Origin of the sequence: Chryseobacterium indologenes (assembly GCA_016025055.1) — a bacterium.
Taxonomy (GTDB): Bacteria; Bacteroidota; Bacteroidia; order Flavobacteriales; family Weeksellaceae; genus Chryseobacterium; species Chryseobacterium indologenes.
The window spans coordinates 2,712,375-2,730,046 of sequence record CP065590.1; the positions used below are offsets into that span (position 1 = coordinate 2,712,375).

The 17,672-nt window shown below is 38.0% G+C and carries 14 protein-coding genes and 2 pseudogenes; 8 read left to right on the plus strand and 8 right to left on the minus strand.

Annotation, left to right across the window (positions count from 1 at the left end; genetic code table 11):
* The 6 genes and pseudogenes from H3Z85_12460 (at position 1) to H3Z85_12485 (ending at position 7,973) form a co-directional block, all read left to right on the plus strand.
* Positions 1-4,789, plus strand: a pseudogene (locus tag H3Z85_12460) (translocation/assembly module TamB).
* Positions 4,790-4,923: 134 nt separating this feature from the next.
* The gene (locus H3Z85_12465; GenBank protein QPQ50325.1) at positions 4,924-5,394 is read left to right on the plus strand and encodes an AsnC family transcriptional regulator; all 471 of its coding nucleotides are present in this window, start codon (positions 4,924-4,926) and stop codon (positions 5,392-5,394) included.
* A gap of 69 nt (positions 5,395-5,463) precedes the next feature.
* Complete coding sequence (locus H3Z85_12470) at positions 5,464-5,841, plus strand: hypothetical protein (GenBank protein QPQ50326.1); 378 nt, start codon at positions 5,464-5,466, stop codon at positions 5,839-5,841.
* Positions 5,842-6,317: 476 nt separating this feature from the next.
* Positions 6,318-6,851, plus strand: coding sequence for a DUF4303 domain-containing protein (locus H3Z85_12475; protein QPQ50327.1), 534 nt, complete (start codon positions 6,318-6,320; stop codon positions 6,849-6,851).
* A gap of 151 nt (positions 6,852-7,002) precedes the next feature.
* A pseudogene (locus H3Z85_12480) lies at positions 7,003-7,480 on the plus strand (hypothetical protein).
* 169 nt (positions 7,481-7,649) lie between these two features.
* On the plus strand, positions 7,650-7,973 hold the full coding sequence (locus tag H3Z85_12485) for a hypothetical protein (GenBank protein ID QPQ53891.1): 324 nt from the start codon (positions 7,650-7,652) through the stop codon (positions 7,971-7,973).
* 71 nt (positions 7,974-8,044) lie between these two features.
* Here H3Z85_12485 and H3Z85_12490 read toward each other — a convergent pair whose 3' ends face one another.
* From H3Z85_12490 to H3Z85_12505, 4 genes are all read right to left on the minus strand, one after another.
* Positions 8,045-8,989, minus strand: a complete 945-nt coding sequence (locus H3Z85_12490) for a transketolase family protein (protein QPQ50328.1) — start codon at positions 8,987-8,989, stop codon at positions 8,045-8,047.
* A gap of 11 nt (positions 8,990-9,000) precedes the next feature.
* Positions 9,001-10,143 (minus strand): hypothetical protein, encoded by a 1,143-nt coding sequence (locus tag H3Z85_12495; GenBank protein ID QPQ50329.1) that lies wholly within the window; start codon positions 10,141-10,143, stop codon positions 9,001-9,003.
* Between the two features lie 30 nt (positions 10,144-10,173).
* On the minus strand, positions 10,174-11,025 hold the full coding sequence (locus H3Z85_12500; GenBank protein ID QPQ50330.1) for a transketolase: 852 nt from the start codon (positions 11,023-11,025) through the stop codon (positions 10,174-10,176).
* Between the two features lie 110 nt (positions 11,026-11,135).
* Positions 11,136-11,654 carry a hypothetical protein gene (locus H3Z85_12505; protein QPQ50331.1) on the minus strand — a complete coding sequence of 173 codons (519 nt, stop codon included), beginning with the start codon at positions 11,652-11,654 and terminating at the stop codon, positions 11,136-11,138.
* Between the two features lie 180 nt (positions 11,655-11,834).
* Between H3Z85_12505 and H3Z85_12510 the strand changes: the two genes are divergently transcribed.
* Positions 11,835-14,069 carry a T9SS type A sorting domain-containing protein gene (locus H3Z85_12510; GenBank protein QPQ50332.1) on the plus strand — a complete coding sequence of 745 codons (2,235 nt, stop codon included), beginning with the start codon at positions 11,835-11,837 and terminating at the stop codon, positions 14,067-14,069.
* Between the two features lie 89 nt (positions 14,070-14,158).
* Here H3Z85_12510 and H3Z85_12515 read toward each other — a convergent pair whose 3' ends face one another.
* Positions 14,159-15,718, minus strand: a complete 1,560-nt coding sequence (locus tag H3Z85_12515) for a sodium:solute symporter (GenBank protein ID QPQ50333.1) — start codon at positions 15,716-15,718, stop codon at positions 14,159-14,161.
* A 96-nt stretch (positions 15,719-15,814) separates the two neighbouring features.
* Between H3Z85_12515 and H3Z85_12520 the strand changes: the two genes are divergently transcribed.
* Complete coding sequence (locus H3Z85_12520) at positions 15,815-16,660, plus strand: NAD(P)-dependent oxidoreductase (protein QPQ50334.1); 846 nt, start codon at positions 15,815-15,817, stop codon at positions 16,658-16,660.
* Positions 16,661-16,768: 108 nt separating this feature from the next.
* Here the strand turns inward: H3Z85_12520 and H3Z85_12525 are convergent, their stop codons facing one another.
* The 3 genes from H3Z85_12525 to H3Z85_12535 are packed head-to-tail and all read right to left on the minus strand — an operon-like array spanning position 16,769 to position 17,671.
* Complete coding sequence (locus tag H3Z85_12525) at positions 16,769-17,056, minus strand: N-acetyltransferase (GenBank protein ID QPQ50335.1); 288 nt, start codon at positions 17,054-17,056, stop codon at positions 16,769-16,771.
* A gap of 1 nt (position 17,057) precedes the next feature.
* Complete coding sequence (locus H3Z85_12530) at positions 17,058-17,453, minus strand: OsmC family protein (GenBank protein QPQ50336.1); 396 nt, start codon at positions 17,451-17,453, stop codon at positions 17,058-17,060.
* Positions 17,453-17,671, minus strand: a complete 219-nt coding sequence (locus tag H3Z85_12535; protein QPQ50337.1) for a (4Fe-4S)-binding protein — start codon at positions 17,669-17,671, stop codon at positions 17,453-17,455. Before H3Z85_12535 ends, H3Z85_12530 begins: the two co-directional genes overlap by 1 nt.
* Between the last annotated feature and the right edge of the window lies 1 nt (position 17,672).

The following is a 17,672-nucleotide window of genomic DNA, read 5'->3' on the forward strand; positions in this document are numbered from 1 at the left end:
ATGGCAAAGTTAGAGAATAATAACGAGAATGAGAATAAAAAATCGGTAGCTGAAAACTTAGGAGATCAGGTACAGAAAACTGTTGAAAATGTAGAGGGAAAGGTTCGGGAAACAGTAAAAGAAGCATCTGAGCTCGCTTCAGATGCCATTCATCATCCTGTAGAAACAGCTGAGGAATTTGGGAAACAGGCAATGAAAGACGTTGTCAGCTATTCATGGTGGGCGAAACTTTTGCTGATCCTTTTTGGCTGGGTCTTTTTCTTGTGGCAAGTGTCCTGATTGTGATCAACCTTCCCGTAACCAAACAATGGGCCGCTGACCAGGCACTCAAAATTGTAAACCAGGATTTTAAAGCCGGATTCTCTACCGAAAGCGTTGATGTAAATTATTTCGGCGATGTTACCATAAAAGGTCTTAAAGTTAAAGATTATAAAGGTTTCAATTTCATTACCGCCCGTGAATTCCGTGCAGATTCAGACTGGATATCTCTGGCCGTAAATGCTATTTCCGGGAATAGTAATTCTCTGAGTTTTAATTCCCTTACCCTTGTGAATGCTGATATAAAGGTGATCACCTATAAAGGAGACAGTATTGCTAATTTTGTCAGATTTACAGAACTTTTTGACAACGGTAAAAAAAGAGATCCGAAAAAACCCCCTTTTCAGTTAAATTCCAGGGTACAGATTATTGATTCTAAAGTTTCTATTGTAAACCAAAACTCCGAAGGCGAACATGGAAAATGGTTGACCGCAACTAAATTTAATTTAAAAGCTCCGAACGTAAAGGTGAATGGCCCCAATGTTTCGGCACTGATCAATAATATGTCTTTTGTGACTTCAAGATGGGGGAAATCACATACTGTAGATACTTTTTCAACAGAGCTTTCTTTGACGCATCAGTTTTTATCACTTAAAGATCTTACGTTAAATACAGACCATACTTTACTTCAGGGAGATATTAAATTCAATCTCCACGACGGCTCATGGGCAGATTTTGCAGATAAGGTAGCCTGGAACATGAATATCCAGCAGGGCAGCCAGGTCAGCGGATATGATATCAGCTATTTTGTAACGAATTGGGATAATATCAAGCCATTTAATATTGCCGGTAAGATGACGGGTCCGCTGAATAAATTTCACTTGGAAAACTTCCTGATCAGAAACCCCGATGTCAACATTGCCACTAAAACAATGAAAGTGGATAACCTGTTGAAAGGACATTTTGCGATTGAAACAAGAGACCTTTCCACAGATTTTACCTATAAGGATCTGAAAGCGATGATGCCTTCCTTTATTTCTGTTAAAATGAAAAATTTTGCCGATGATTTCGGAAAATTAAAATATAACGGTACCGCAAGAGTTACTCCTGAGCTGGTGTATGTAGAGAGCGGAAATTTAATGACAGGCATCGGCCAGGCAAAAATATCTAAACTTTCTCTGACAGGTTATAGTACCGCTATGCCTAAATACACAGGGTATCTGGAAGTAAAAGATCTGAATACCTCTGTGATCACAAAAAACAAATCGGTAGGTCTTATTTCAGGTAAATTTGATCTGAACGGTCAGAGCTTTGATGTGAATACCATGCGCTTGACCACCAAATCTCAGATCAGCAGTATCGAAATCATGGATAAAGTGATTAATAACCTCTACCTGGACGGATTATTAGATCATAAAAAATACAACGGACTCATCACTGTTAATGATGAACAGGCAAAAGCCACCATCAAAGGATTGATTGATTTCAGTACATCCAGAATTTCTACCGATGTAAATGCCGATGTCACTTACCTGAACATGAATTATTTCACGGGTAAGCCTGGTAATCAGGTCGTAAGCGGGCAGGTAGAAGGTAAAATGGCGATGTCATCTATTAATGACCTTACTTTGGATGTGAATGCGAATAACCTGCATTTTGCAACAGCTACTCAAAAATATGAGATCCCCAACGCCAAATTAAAAACATTTGTGGAGGCCGGTGGCCGTGTCATTGATGTAGATGCACCGGGTGCTGCGACAGGAAAGATTTCAGGGCGGTACAACCTTGGTGATCTGGTAGGAATGGTAGAGAACGGAGTTGGAAGGATTTTGGTGGGACCACCGCCAAGAAAACTGTACAGAGATCAAAACTTTAAGATGAACTTTAACGTACAGCAGGGACTTGTCAATTACTTTTTACCGGACCTGAAGCTTCCGAACGGAGCCCTGGTGGAAGGTGAGTATGATGGGAGTTCCAATAACCTGATGCTGAATCTTGATGCGGCTGCGCTAAAGTATATCATGACCAAAGAAGAGGAAATCACGGATGCTGATAAGGCCTTAGCTTCTTCCAACCCTGATTATATCGTTAATAACAGACAAAATCAAAGCAGGGACAGTGCAATGGTAGACAGTGTTAAGGTGAGGATTAATACGGCCAACCTTAGCCAGCAGATATACGCCAGAATCAACAGACTTGAATATAATAAAAATATCATCAAGGATTTTGAGCTTAAAGGAAACAATGAGAATGGGAATACGCTTCACCTTGCTACCGTCTTCAAACATGGAAGTCCTGACGATGAAATCAATGAAAAGCTTAAAGAATATGCCATCAATGTTGATCAGTCTACAGATGCAGCCGGCGATTATGTCTTTAAATTTGAACCGACAGAGGTGAAATTCAATGAAGTGACCTGGGCTATTGATACAAGTCCGGAGCTCAACCACTCCATCACCTACAGGAAGGGAACCGGGGATTTTGATATCCGAAATCTGAGGATTTATTCTGATGAAAGTGCCTTACTCATCAAAGAAGCTCAGTTTAAATCGCTCAAAGATTTTTATTTAGACGCAGATATCCATGATTTTTCCATCGAAAAGTTACTGGAGATGCAGTCTGGCGGAAATGGCATGGATATTAAAGGTCTTGCCAACGGAAGCGTGAAGATCAAAATGGATAAGAGTACCCTGCAGCCATTGGTAGACCTTACCATCGACGATATCAAAATGAACGGTAATGATATGGGAGATATTACTGTATCAGCTACCAACGGGTTCTCACTGAATGTATATGATATCGATATCAAAGTACATTCCGCAGGAGCTCTTGGAGGAAATAGTCTTGATGTGACCGGTACGGTTAATAACAATACCGCTTCTCCGGATATTGACCTCACCGCACAAATGCGTGATTTTGATTTATCTTTCACCCAACAGTTCGTGCAGTCTATCTTTGGAAATCTGAGAGGAAAAGCGGCAGGTGATTTAAAAATTAACGGAAAATTAAAGAACCTCGATTATAACGGGGATATTGCCTTAAAGGATTTTGGATTAAAACTCTTGTTTACAGGAGTAGATTATTCATTTGATGATACGGTAATTCAGCTTACGAAAGGGCTTGCAATTCTTAACAATATTGAAGTACATGACGGAAGGACCAATTCAAAAGGGAATATCTCAGGGGCTATCCAGTTTGAAACACTTTCTTCAATGGGGGTTTCTCTGGTAATGAGGGCTGACAACCTGCTTATGCTGAATACTACCCAAAAAGATTTCGACCTTTTCTGGGGTAGAGTATATGGCCAGGGAGATCTTTATGTGGATGGGCCTGTGTCTGGATTAAGCATAACTACACCCAATATGAGGGCACTTAATGGAAGTACTTTTACTTTTAATTCAAGCTCAACCTCTAATGTGGAAGAGTTTAAAATGCTGAGATTCCTGAAAGAAGGAAAAGACGGCTTGGTCACTCTTGAAGAAAAGAAGAAGACGGGAGCTAATATGAACATTGACTTCAATCTGGCTGTAGATAAAGGAACTACCGTGAACGTACTTGTGGGAGATGATGTGGGAAATATTACCGTAAAAGGCTCAGCGGATCCTTTACGATTCCATATGAACAGACAGGGAAATATTGCCATGAGTGGTACTTATAAAGTTGATAACGGTACATTCGTTTCTAAAGCCATCCTTAATAAAACCTTCCAGATCGAAAGAAACAGTAGTATCAGGTGGGATGGTGATGCCATGAAGCCTGCTTTGGATATTAATGCCAATTATGTAAGAATGGTTTCCAATGTGGGAGAATATCTTAATTTAAGTAAGCTTCAACCGATCAGTATTTTGTTACAGGCCCACATTAGCCAGTCGTTGGTAGATCCTAAAATTGATCTTAATGTGACGGCTCTGGATGTTTCCAGCCAGGTAAGGGAAACCCTGGCGGCGAAAATGAGCCAGGAAGGGGAGAAAGTACTCCAGTTTGGTTCGGTGCTCTTGTTGAGTACTTTCAACGTATCCAACACCGGTGGAGTAGATGTAAATGTAGGGAATGTGGCAGAATCATCCGGTTATAATATGCTTTTAAAGCAGTTGGGATCGGTTCTTAATACGATGAGTAATGAATTCCAGATTGACCTTAATTATGTGAAGGGAGATCAGAATGCGAATATCGGAGACAGGGCCAATGCCGGAGTTAGCGTTGCCGTATCACCGAGGATTAATGTGAAGACCGGATTGGGAATTCCACTATCAAGAACTGAAGGTACTCAGGCAAATTATCTCTCTACCGAGGGATCTATTGAATATGACCTCTCAAAAAGAATGACGGAACATTGCTTATCCGTGGATATTCCAAACCTGCAAATATTGGGATGATCAGTACAAATGGTTCTACTAATCAGGCTTATGGAGTGGGTGTTATGTGGAGTAAAAGCTTTAATTCTTTATTCAAAAAGAAGAAAAAAGACAAAAAACCTGCAGGAGCTAAAACAGAAATAAAAACAGATTCTATAAAATCAGATACTAAATAATTTGAATATTTTAATGATTTTTATCATCTGTGTTAATTATTGTTAATATTTGATATATTTTTTTTAGTTAAATTATTTTTCGTAAATTTGCAAAAAATACATAGATTTTTTAAAGAAATTGTAATTTAACTAATATGAACTATCAACTGGACGAAATAGACAAGAAGATTCTTGATTTCTTAGTAGAAAACACAAGAATGCCTTTTACTGAAATTGCAAAGCAGATGGATGTTTCTGCTGGAACAATTCACGTAAGAGTGAAAAAGATGGAAGATGCAGGTATTATTTTGGGATCATCTCTTAATATCGATTATGGAAAGCTGGACTATCACTTTACAGCTTTTATCGGAATCCTTTTGACAAAATCAAACCGTACTCAGGAAGTATTGAAAGAATTGTCAGTTATTCCTAATGTAATCGAAGCTAGCGTTATTTCCGGAAAATATAACATTTTCTGTAAAGTAAGAGCTAAGAATACAGAAGATGCTAAAAGAATTATTTATCAGATAGATGACATTCAGGATGTAATGAGAACTGAAAGTATGATTTCTATGGAAGAATACTTAAGTGATAAAAACAGACTGATCAACGCGATCTCTATTTAATTCAAATTTTAAACGAATTATTATAAAAGAACTTATGAAATCTCTCATAAGTTCTTTATTTTTGTACCTATGGAAGAATACAGCTATTTTGATGAAGATCCGAAGAAAGGATGGGGTTTCGTATTAGCCTTTGCTGCGTTAATGTTATTTACCGTAATGGGGCTTGGCATTGATGTCGATGAATATTTGCAGCATGAATATCTTGAAATCCCGAGATGGTACTTCTATGTTATTTTCTCCATCGACTTCCTGATGATGATAGGGCTGATCCTGATGTTCTTCTACCGCAAAGCAGGAATCTTTATGTTCCCTGTATTACTGGTGCTGCATTTCTTTATGCATAATTATTACCTGTCTACTTTTTTATATACCGATGTGACCAATCTTTTCCTTTTTACAGGATTTGGTATGCTGGCAATTATTCCGAAATGGAAATTTTTTAAATAGGACTATACAGTTTTTATCTGTTAAAGTGGTTGAAGAAGCTCATACATGAACTGAATATGAAGCCGTCAGGGTTATGTCTCTGTGAAGTTTTTGCCACTGTAATATCCGGGATTCTTATTTAGCTTGTTGTCTATTCTGCGTTCTGCAGTTTAGTCTGGATTTTAATATTGTTTTCTGACAAGCCTATTTTCTTTCCATCGAACGATAATCCCATAATCTGTGAACGTATTTCTTCCTGTAAGTTCAATCTTTTCCTTTTAAATTTAATAGCTTCCACTATCTGTCACTCCAAAAAAATATCTGGATTGTTTCGAAAAGTGATACAGGTGTATTCTTACTCTTCTAGACGTTTTAATAATAAATAAGTCAGGAAAAATAGCTAAAATCATGAAACTGGCTACACCTTTCATAAATACAATAGTCTGATTTGCCAGGATTAAAGTATTTTTACGGCCCATTTTAAAAAAGAAACAAATATGGATTTTCAGATTTTAAAAGAACAGATAGAAGCAGCTGCAAAAAAAGCCTTTTTGGAAATATATGAGAAACATGGTGAAGAAAACATCTATAGTTTTGCATTGTACAGTGATGAGGGAGCAATGACCGTCTGTCCGTCTGCTAATACGCTTAAAGCAACAGCCGGTCTGGATGAAGACGATAAGCTGTATTATACATATGAACCTGCAGAATGGACCTATGAATCATCAGGAGCCGATGAGGCGTTTAATGCGATATGTTCTCAACTGAGAGATGAGCTTTCTCAGAATGAGGAAAATGAGGAATGGTTTACTGATTTTCAGGCTAAACTTTATGCTGCTTGTATTGAAGTGCTGGAAAAACTTAAAAATGAAAATTTCTTCAGCAATATTACCGGACAAGACATTTTCCTGATTTTTACAGTCTCAGATTATGAATTTGAAGAGCAGGATATGAAAAATATCATCACCCGCCTCAACGATAATAAATATGGAACAGAATATTTGCAGTGGATGGATGCCTGGGGCCATTAAAGTACTAATATAAGCCACATTAACAAAGCAATCTTCTATCCCTGCTTCAAAGTAAATTGCAAGGTCGGATAATAACAGATGAAATTGCTTATTCTTTTTAGGAAAAATAACTACCTTTTGTAAAATTTTAAATCAAATTATAAAAACTAATATGAATACACTTGAATTCTACAAGAAAGATGGAAATGTATATGTCTTTAAAAATCAACCGGTCTTTATGACTGTAGTATCTATTTTCTTTTTAGCAGTAGGAATAATAACCTTTAACAGTATAAGGGTTTTAAGCCTTCTTATGTTTTTTGGTTGTCGTTTTCATTATTATCAACTTCTTTGCTAAAAAATTTGTCATTGATCCTGACCGGCAGACGGTAACCGGCAAACATAGTATTTTTGTTCCTGCCCAAACCTATTCTATACAGGATTTTACGAACTTTGAAGTGATTGCTACGAAATATATGTTTATTACTGCCAATGTGATGGTGTCCATGCATTTTAATATCAACGGAAAGGATAAACAGCTTACTATCGGCCAGTCTCTTACCAAAAAAGGGATACAGAAAATGGTAAATGAAACTGAAGATATCATGAACAGTAATCAGCAAGGTAATGAACGTCATAGACCGCTATAGATTCGAAGAAAACGGAAGTGAGATCCGGCTGATGCCCAATTATAGCTTTATTCGTACACTGGTATGGTGGCTGGCATTGGGCGTGCTTGCATTTGTGGGGATTTGCCTCTATTATGCAGGACAATGGGGAGATCATTTTATCGTGACTTTGATACCATGGGGTGTCTATATGGCTTATTTCCTTTATGACCTTATTTTTAGAATTCCCGTTACCTATATTTTTGATAAATCAGAGAAATGTATCTACAGAAAATTATACATTTCTAAAAAGATCATGAATTTCGATGAAATGACCTATTTTATTAAAGATGACAACGGAGGAGGATATTACGCAATCGGAAAACGAAGATACCAGTTTGTGAAAAATTATAAAATCAGTAATTATTTTTCAGACTCCAAAGCATCACGGAAAAGAGAAGAAGAATATATCGTACATATATTTCATCCTATATTGAGAGCTGTAGGAATTCCGGTACCGCAATCTGAACAATAAATGCATTAAAAAATAAGTCCCGGGCGGTTTCGAAGAAACCGCCCGGGACTGTTAGTATACTATAACCTGTATTAAGCTAAAATTCTCTTTACAGCTTCTTTCACTGCAGCAGCGTCAATTTTATACTTTTTCATCAATTCTGCAGGTGTTGCAGACTCTCCGAAAGTATCATTTACCGCTACGAACTCTTGTCTTGTAGGTCTTTTTCTGGCAAGCATTCCCGCTACAGATTCACCTAAACCACCTAAGTAGTTGTGCTCTTCAGCAGTTACAATTTTACCGGTTTTTTCAACAGATTTTAAAATGATTTCTTCATCTAAAGGTTTGATCGTATGGATATTGATCACCTCACAAGAGATCCCTTCTTTTTCAAGCTCATCTGCAGCTACAAGAGATTCCCATACAAGGTGCCCTGTTGCTACAATCGTTACATCAGTTCCTTCCTGCAGCATAATTCCTTTTCCGATTTCGAAAGGCATATCTTCAGGCATGAATACAGGTACAGTCGGTCTTCCGAATCTTAAATATACAGGCCCTTCAAAGTCAGCAATTGCAATCGTTGCAGCTTTAGTCTGGTTGTAGTCACAAGGATTGATTACCGTCATTCCCGGAAGCATTTTCATCATACCGATGTCTTCCAGAACCTGGTGGGTAGCACCGTCTTCCCCCAACGTAAGTCCGGCGTGAGAAGCACAGATTTTTACATTCTTTCCTGAATACGCAACAGACTGACGGATCTGGTCGTATACTCTGGAAGTAGAGAAGTTGGCAAAAGTTCCCGTAAAAGGAATTTTTCCTGTAATACTAAGACCAGCAGCAAGTCCAATCATATTGGCTTCTGCAATACCTACCTGAAAGAATCTTTCCGGTGCCTTTTCAATGAATTTTTCCATTTTTAAAGAACCGATAAGGTCGGCACATAGAGCGACAACATTAGGGTTTTTGTCAGCAAGTTCTGCTAATCCGGCTCCGAATCCTGAACGAGTGTCCTTTTTTTCTGTATATGTATATTTCATTTTTATTTTTATTAATCGAGATTGTTTAAATAATTGTTTAATTTCTTTTGATCATCAGCTTCAAGTTTTCCCTGAATTTCGTTGAGATATAAAATCTCCCGTCGTATTTCATCCAATGTACTTTTGATTCCCACAGAATGAGGCTCAAACTGTGAAAGATACATATCACACATCTGCCCCGTATAATTTTTCAAATGTTCCTTTAGCTCTTTGTTGTTGAACTGCGGAATACTCTTTTCAAAATTCGTACAATGCTTGGGTAATCCTTTCCAAAGTTTGTCATTGTGTATAGTATGAATCGCTAGATCACCATCAGGTTGGATATTTTTTTTGTAATCAGAAACATAATCTGTGACAAATGCGTACTCTTCAAATTCTACGGCAGCAGAATCGGCGGCTACAACTGCTGAGTCAGCGGTCATATTATTGTACTCATCCATTTGCTTCTGATAAGCAAGTGTAAGAGAATCACGCTTTCGCTGTCGGTCAGTAATGATTTTTTTATGATCGATATACACAATATCCTTAGAATCTGTTATCGATTTCATTACTAAATACTCCTTGTCATAATCTTTTTCAGGTGCCAGCTTCAGAATAAATCCTTTCAAACCGGATTTTTCCAGTTTAGGTATTTTAAGATATTGTTTCACCAATCCGTTGAAAACAGTAAAACTGTCATAAGGAGAAGTTTCATCAATACATACTTTAAGGGACCCATCTTCACGGGTGAAACTCTGTTTTTTAGACTTGAAGTTAATCAGATAATGTTTACACGGAATACCTAATATCGTTTCCTGGGTGTTCAGTTTTTTAGATTCAAAAGCATATTCTTCTTCCGGGGCCTCGTAGGCTGAATTAGACATCATAGAATCCCATAAGAAATTCCCGATTCCTGCACCGTTAAGGCGGTTATTCAATTCCAGACTTACCGGACTCGTTGCCAATGCATCGGTAAAGAGATACATCGGAACATCTTTGAAGGTAATATTGGTAAAAAAATCATTGTTATTGCTTACATACATTTTCACGGAAGAATTGGCAGGGGTATTTCCCTCCATCTTATAGGTAAATTCCTTTGCAAAAGAAATCTTCTTTTCCTGGGCAATACCTGGAATAAAACTTGTAAGAAAGCAGATTAAAATGAATTTTTTCATGAAAATTTGATACCTGATTTTTTAAAGATATTAGTAATCGGCAGGAGCTTCTAAATACAATTGTTTGAAAGCGAGATCCAGCTGCTCATCATTAGGAGCTTTACCATGCCACGCATGAGATCCCATCATATAATCTACTCCGTAACCCATTTCTGTATGAAGCATAATCGCTACCGGTTTCCCTTTTCCTGTTTCAGCTTTTGCTCTTTCTAAAATAGCAATTACAGCCTCAAGATCATTACCGTTTTTCTCTTCTAAAACGATCCATCCGAATGCTTCCAGTTTAGCATGAAGATTTCCTAAGCTTAATACATCATCCGTATCACCGTCGATCTGACGTCCGTTATAGTCAATTGTTGAAATGATATTATCTACTTTTTTAGCAGCAGCATACATCAAAGCTTCCCAAACCTGACCTTCCTGAAGTTCTCCGTCTCCGTGAAGAGAGTACACAAGAGATTGATCTCCGTCCAGCTTTTTACCCTGAGCTACCCCTAAAGCAACTGAAAGTCCCTGCCCAAGTGAACCTGAAGCAATTCTGATTCCCGGAAGACCTTCGTGAGTAGTCGGGTGACCCTGTAACCTTGAATCCAGCTTTCTGAAAGTTCTCAATTCATCTACCGGGAAGAAACCGAATCTAGCCAAAGTAGAGTAGAATACTGGTGAAATGTGCCCGTTTGACAAATAAAAATGATCCTCATTTTTTCCCTCCATGGTAAAAGGAAGATGATAGTTCATCACCTTTCCATAAAGGGCTGTGAAGAATTCTGTACAACCTAAACTTCCACCCGGGTGTCCTGAATTAACCGCATGAACCATTCTTAAAATGTCTCTTCTGATCTGCGTAGTAAGAGATTTTAACTCTTCGATACTTTTACTCATTATATCTGATTTATTTGCACACAAATCTACAATTTTTTGACGGCTTACGGAAATGCAAAATCCGGATCTGAAAAACCCGGATTATGATATATCGACATGTTGAGAAGCTTTTAACAGCCTTCGTTGATGTAAACTGTGATTTCAGTAACAGTATTATTGACGAATTTAAAAGTTAATTGTGTCCCCGCATCATAGTCCTCAATATTAAAATATCCCGCATCTTTGATACGCTTACCATTATCATCCACGTCAGGGCGTACACTGAAAGTAGACTGATTCCTGTAAGCATTGATCAGGTCATCTCTGGTACTTCCTACTCCCATTCCGCTTTTTGTTTTAAATTTTTTACTCGTGGTCGTCAAACCTGTAATGGTAACGGCTTCAGGTGAAGCATTGCCTCCATAGCCCTCGTAAAGCTGGATATTGATGATCTCTCCATTGTATTTTACCATATTCTTTTTTTCTCCATCGGAAACTTTCAGTGAAGTGCCTGCAATCTTTTCGGCCTCACTTTTTTCCATAAAGACTTTGTATGGCCCTATTCGTAAAGTGGAGATTTCAAAATTTTCCTGGGCGCTCATGTAACTGAAAGCCATTACAAGCATACATAGCGAAATAATTTTCTTCATAGTTTTTTCTGAGTTATTGTTATTGCCTGCAAAGATACTGAAAAAGCGCAGCATTGAAAGGAGAGCAGGTTATTTAAGGCTCTGACTGAGGATTTGTTAATTATTTTAATTAATAATTTATATGATTGATAGGTTTTGTTATTTTTTTATATATTTATTGATAACTTAAATCTCATATTTATGAAAATTAAACAATTGTTTTACCTGGGTATATTGATAATATCCATTTCCTTTGGGAAAGCACAGGATTTTTTTACACCTATCAATGAAAGGTCCATTAAAACAGACTCTAAAAACAGAACCGTGCAACCTGAGAAGTTCCTTACTTACCAATTGGATGTTGCGGCCATGAAAAGCTACTTTGCCTCAGTTCCCGAATTAAGGGATGATCAGCTTAAAAATAATGCTCCCATTATCATTCTGCCAATGCCTGATGGTACAAAAGCAAAATTTAAGATTTGGAAATCCTCCGTAATGGCTCCGGAACTCGCAGCGAAATTTCCTCAAATAATTACATTGACCGGGCAAGGCGTTGATGACCCTTATGCTACGATAAAACTGGATTTTACAGAACTGGGTTTTCATGCTCAGATAAAATCGGTGGTATCAGGAGATAATTATATTGATCCCTATTCCAAAACAGATAACAGCAATTATGTTATCTATAAGAAAAGTGATGTAACGGACAAAAGCCAGAGAGTCTGCGGAACAAAGGATGAAGATGCTCTATTACAAAAAAAAAACGTACTAAAGTCCGTTACCCCAAGCGTAGGAACTCAAATTAGAGTTTTTCGTTTTGCCATAGCTTGTACCGGCGAATATGCAATTGCAGCGACAGGATCACCTTCACCCACTGTGGCTCAGACCTTATCAGCTATTGTAACCACTGTAAACAGAGTAAATGGAGTGTATGAGCAGGAAGTCGCTGTAAGGTTGGTTTTAATACCCAATGAAACGAGCATTATTTTTACAAATCCTAATACAGATCCTTTTAATGGGAATAATGATGCCTATACATTAATTGATGAAAGCCAGGCTCAGATTGATGCTATCATAGGAACGGCAAATTATGACATCGGACATACATTTAGTACAGGCGGCGGCGGATTAGCCAGTTACGGTATATGTGACCCACAGTATAAAGCAAGTGGAATTACCGGTTCACCTAACCCTGTAGGTGATCCTTATGATATTGATTATGTAGCTCATGAAGTAGGACATCAGTTTTGGGGACCCCATACTTTTAATGCAACAACAGGAAGTTGTGGCGGTGGCAATCGAAGCAACTCTAATGCTGTAGAACCTGGTAGCGGGATTACCATTATGGCTTATGCCGGGATTTGCGGAGCTACAAATAATTTGGCTGCTAACAGTATTCCTATTTTTCATACCCGTTCATTTCAGTCTATCACGAGTGCAGTTCAGTCTGCATCATGTTTTGTAACTAATCCTGTGGCCAATACCGCTCCTGTGGTGAATGCAGGAAATAATTATACCATCCCTAAAAGCACACCGTTTAAGTTGACAGGTTCTGCAACAGATGCTGAAAACAATACGCTTACGTATTGCTGGGAACAAAACGATAATGGCCCTGCAGGAAACTGGAATGTTGCTACAGGAAATGCAGCGATATTCAGATCATTCATGCCTGTCACTGTACCCTACAGATATTTCCCTAAACTGTCTGATATCATCAATAACACAACCTCTAAAGGTGAGATTCTGCCATCCTACGCAAGAAATATGGAGTTCAGACTAACGGTCAGAGATAATAATCCCGGGTGTGCCGGTGTTGCAAACGATGACGCCATTATTACTGTAGACGGAGCTTCAGGCCCATTTAAAGTAACTGCTCCTGCTTCAGCGGTAGCATGGGCAGGGAATTCTTCTCAAACCATAACATGGGACGTAGCCAACACAACTGCAGCCCCTGTCAGCTGTGCTAATGTAAGTATTCTGCTTTCAACAGATGGTGGCCTTACTTACCCTACAATCCTTGTGGCTTCCACACCCAATGATGGCTCTGAGGCAGTTACGATCCCGGATATAAGCACTACACAAGCCAGAATCATGGTGGCAGGAGAAGGAAATGTATTTTTTAATATTAACCCTGTTAATTTTACCATCAACAGAGCATCATTAGCCGTAAGCGAAGTAAACGGAAATAAAGATGTATTTGTAGTATATCCTAATCCAAGCAAAGGAATTTTGAATATCAGATTTGCCCAGTCAAATGAGGTGTATGATATTGCTGTATATGATGTGAGTGGAAGATTAGTGTTCAGCAGGCAGGATAATAAACCGGCCCATGATAAAACCGGAACATTCAACTTAGCCGACTTAATCAATGGCGATTATATGGTTAAAATCAAATCAAAAAACATTGATAAAACGGTAAAATGGATCAAAGAATAAACATGATCTAAAATCATCACTTGATAAAAAAGGCTGTTTTCATTGGTTGAAAACAGCCTTTTAAATTTTATGCTAAAGCTTATGAGCGGTTAGACAACCTTTAAGTATTGTTTGTCTTTTACCAGCCATAATCCGAAGAACGTCAATAACCCGTTCAGGATGATCAGTTCTACCCCGATACGATAATCTGTGTAGGCTGTCACGGTAAAATTAATCAGGTAAGTGACAACCGGAGCTAAAATAGTGACCATCAGAATAGAATACTTTTTTGAAATTTTGAATTTGGTGAAAATCCCGAAAGCAAAAAGACCCAGCAGCGGACCATATGTATAGCCGGCAATTTCCATGATCAGATAAACAATTGATTTATCATTTAATGCTTTGAAAACCATAATCAGAATAAAGAAGACTACGGTAAAAGTTAAATGTACTTTCATACGAAGGCGTTTCTTTTCTTTTTCAGTTTTGGTTTTGTCTTCATTGAGGTTTAGCAAATCTACACAGTATGAGCTTGTAACAGCTGTCAGTGCACCATCTGCAGAAGGAAACAATGCGGAAATCAACCCGATAATGAAGATGACTGAAATAGCCATTGGAAAATAGCCTTGAAGGGAAAGGGCAGGGAAGAGGTCATCTCCCATAATGTTTTTTATGTTTCCCGAAGCATCTTTAAATCCGAAGATATTCGTCACCGTATCTCCATTGATCGTTCCGTAATCAGCTCCGTGCTGTAAGGCAAAAAGGTAAAGTAATCCTCCTAAAAATAGGAAAGCAAGATTCACAATAAGAAGAGTTCCTGCAAAGGTCAGCATGTTCTTTTTTGAATTTGTAAGATTATCTACAGAAATATTTTTCTGCATCATTTCCTGGTCCAGCCCGGTCATAGAAATGGTGATAAAAATTCCGCCTAATATGGTTTTGAGGAAAAATGTTTTCGAATTAGGATCGAAATTAATAAAGTGAGTATAGTTTTTCTGTTCTAAAATGGTGTACGCTTCGCCAAAAGATAAGTTAAGATTAGACAGAATATAAATGATACATCCCACCAGACTGATAATCATAAAAGACGTCTGCAGAGTATCTGTAATGACAATCGTCTTTACACCACCTTCAAACGTATAGAGAAGAACCATCAGCAAAAGCACAAGGGACGTTGCCCAAAAAGGAACTCCCAAACCTTCAAGCAGGAAAATCTGTAATACATTGACAACCAGGTATAATCTCGCTGTAGCGCCGATTGCCCTTGAAATAATAAAGAATATAGAACCGATTTTATGAGCTTCCACATTAAATCTCTTTCCCAGATAGGTATAAATGGAAGTCAGATTCATCTTGTAATACAGAGGAAGTAATATCGCTGCCACGATAAAATAACCGATGAAAAAGCCGATTACCATCATGTAATACTCAAAACCTCCGTAAATGTATTCTGAACCGGTCATCTTGCCGACCGTTCCGGGTACTGAAATAAAAGTGACGCCACTTAAGCTGGTTCCTATCATTCCAAATGCTACAAGCCACCATTTACTTTTTTTGTTTCCGATAAAGAATGACTGATTGTCGGAATTTCGGCTTGTAAAATAAGAGATTACCAAAAGACCTACAAAATAGACAAAGACAAATAGCAAAAGGATAGTTCCTGGATTCATTCTTAATTTTTAAATTTTAGCAAATATATAATTTGATAATTTATTTTTTTAAATTTATAGGGTTTATTTCAGTAATAAATAAATTAAATTTTAAAAATGGAGACAGAAAAATTAGGATTTATAGGGTTGGGAAGTATGGGACATCCCATGGCTAAGAACTTGGAAAAGGCCGGTTTTTCCCTGGGTGTTTATAACAGAACTGCTGAAAAGGCTGAGGCATTTAAAAATCGGTCGATAGTGTATACAAGTGTTCGGGAACTGGTGGAAAATTCTGATATTATTTTTACAATGTTAACCAATGACGCGGCAGTACGAGCAGTGTACGAAGAAATTCTTTCTGTGGATATTCGTGGTAAACTGTTAATAGACATGAGTACCGTTTCTCCTGAAATCAGTAAAGATATCGCTTCAGCAGTTAAAATAAAAGAAGCCGGCTTTATTGATGCTCCTGTAGCCGGAAGCACCAAACCGGCAGCTGAAGGAACATTAATTATTATGGCCGGAGGAGATGAAAGAGATGTTTTACGGGCCGAACCTTATTTACAAAAACTGGGAAAAGCAGTTAAGCATCTGGGCGAAAACGGGAAAGGTATTGCCGCAAAATTATCTGTGAATTATTTTATTTCCGCATTATATCAGGGGCTTGCTGAAACGATCTTATTTTCAGACAAATTAGGGATCGAACGAAAAGATATGCTGGAAATTATTAATGAAAGTGCAAGTGGAAGCGGTGCCACCAAGGTAAAAACGCCATTGTTACTTAGTGATGATTATGAGCCTTCATTTGCCCTGGACCTCATGCTGAAAGATATTCTTCTGGCCAAAAATGCAGGAGCCGATTATCCTTTGTCAAAAACCTTAAGCGAAACGTACCAGGCTGCTCATGATGCAGGATTTGGGGAAGATGATGTGATAGGCATTATCAATTATTTGAAACAGTAAATAGGAAGCAGGTACACAAAACAAACATTGTCAAAGTATTTGTGAGTAAAAATAAAACCCTTTCGTAGATGTACTATGAAAGGGTTTATTGTAGGGTGAAAACAGTGACTAATTCACTAAAACATCCTGAAGTTCAGGACTTTTTTGGAAACTTGCCTTCGCAAAAGGACAAAGAGGAATGATTTTTTTTCCATTCTTTCGGGCAAAATCTACAGCAGTTAAAAGCATTTCCTTGCCTACACCTTTTCCGTTGTAAGCTTCTTCCACTTCAGTGTGGTCGATGATAAATCTTTCTTCTCCGGCCCAGGTGTAGGTCATCATTCCTGCGCGTCTTCCATCTATGAAAGCTTCAAAACTTCCGTGTTTTTCGTCGTTGTTTTGTTTTACTTCGATCATGTTATGAGAATTTTGTTAGTATTTCTATGTCGTTAGTTAATATTTTATGAACAGGGCAGGCGTCAGCAATGGTATGCAGTCTTTTCAACTGCTCTTCATCCAGAATACCTTCGAAGCTGATATCTCTTCTGAAGATGGCTCGTTTGGTCAGCGGAAAATTTTCGAGTTCTACCTCTACATTAATATTTTCCACATCCCACTCCTTTCTTTCAATATACATTCTCAATGTTGCTGCTGTACAACTTGCCAGAGAGGTAGCGAGAATTTCCAAGGGATTAAAGCCTTTGTTTTGACCGCCTTTATCAATAGGCTCGTCTGTGATGATTGTATTGTCACCAGCTGTTACCTCTGTATAATATTTTGTTTTTCCTAAGCTTGCTTTTACCGTTACCGCCATTATTGTTTAGTATTGAATTTATAACTTAATGCTCCTGATGGGCATAGATCTATCTGTTTTTTAAGCTCTTCGGGAGTTGCATTTTCTGCTTTTATCCAAGGCCTGTCTTTAGGATTGTAGACGTTGGGAAGAGTTTTTACGCATATAGCAGAGTGAATACACTTTTTGGGCTGCCAGATTACTGTGATATCACCGTTAGGATATTCATGTGTTTCCATA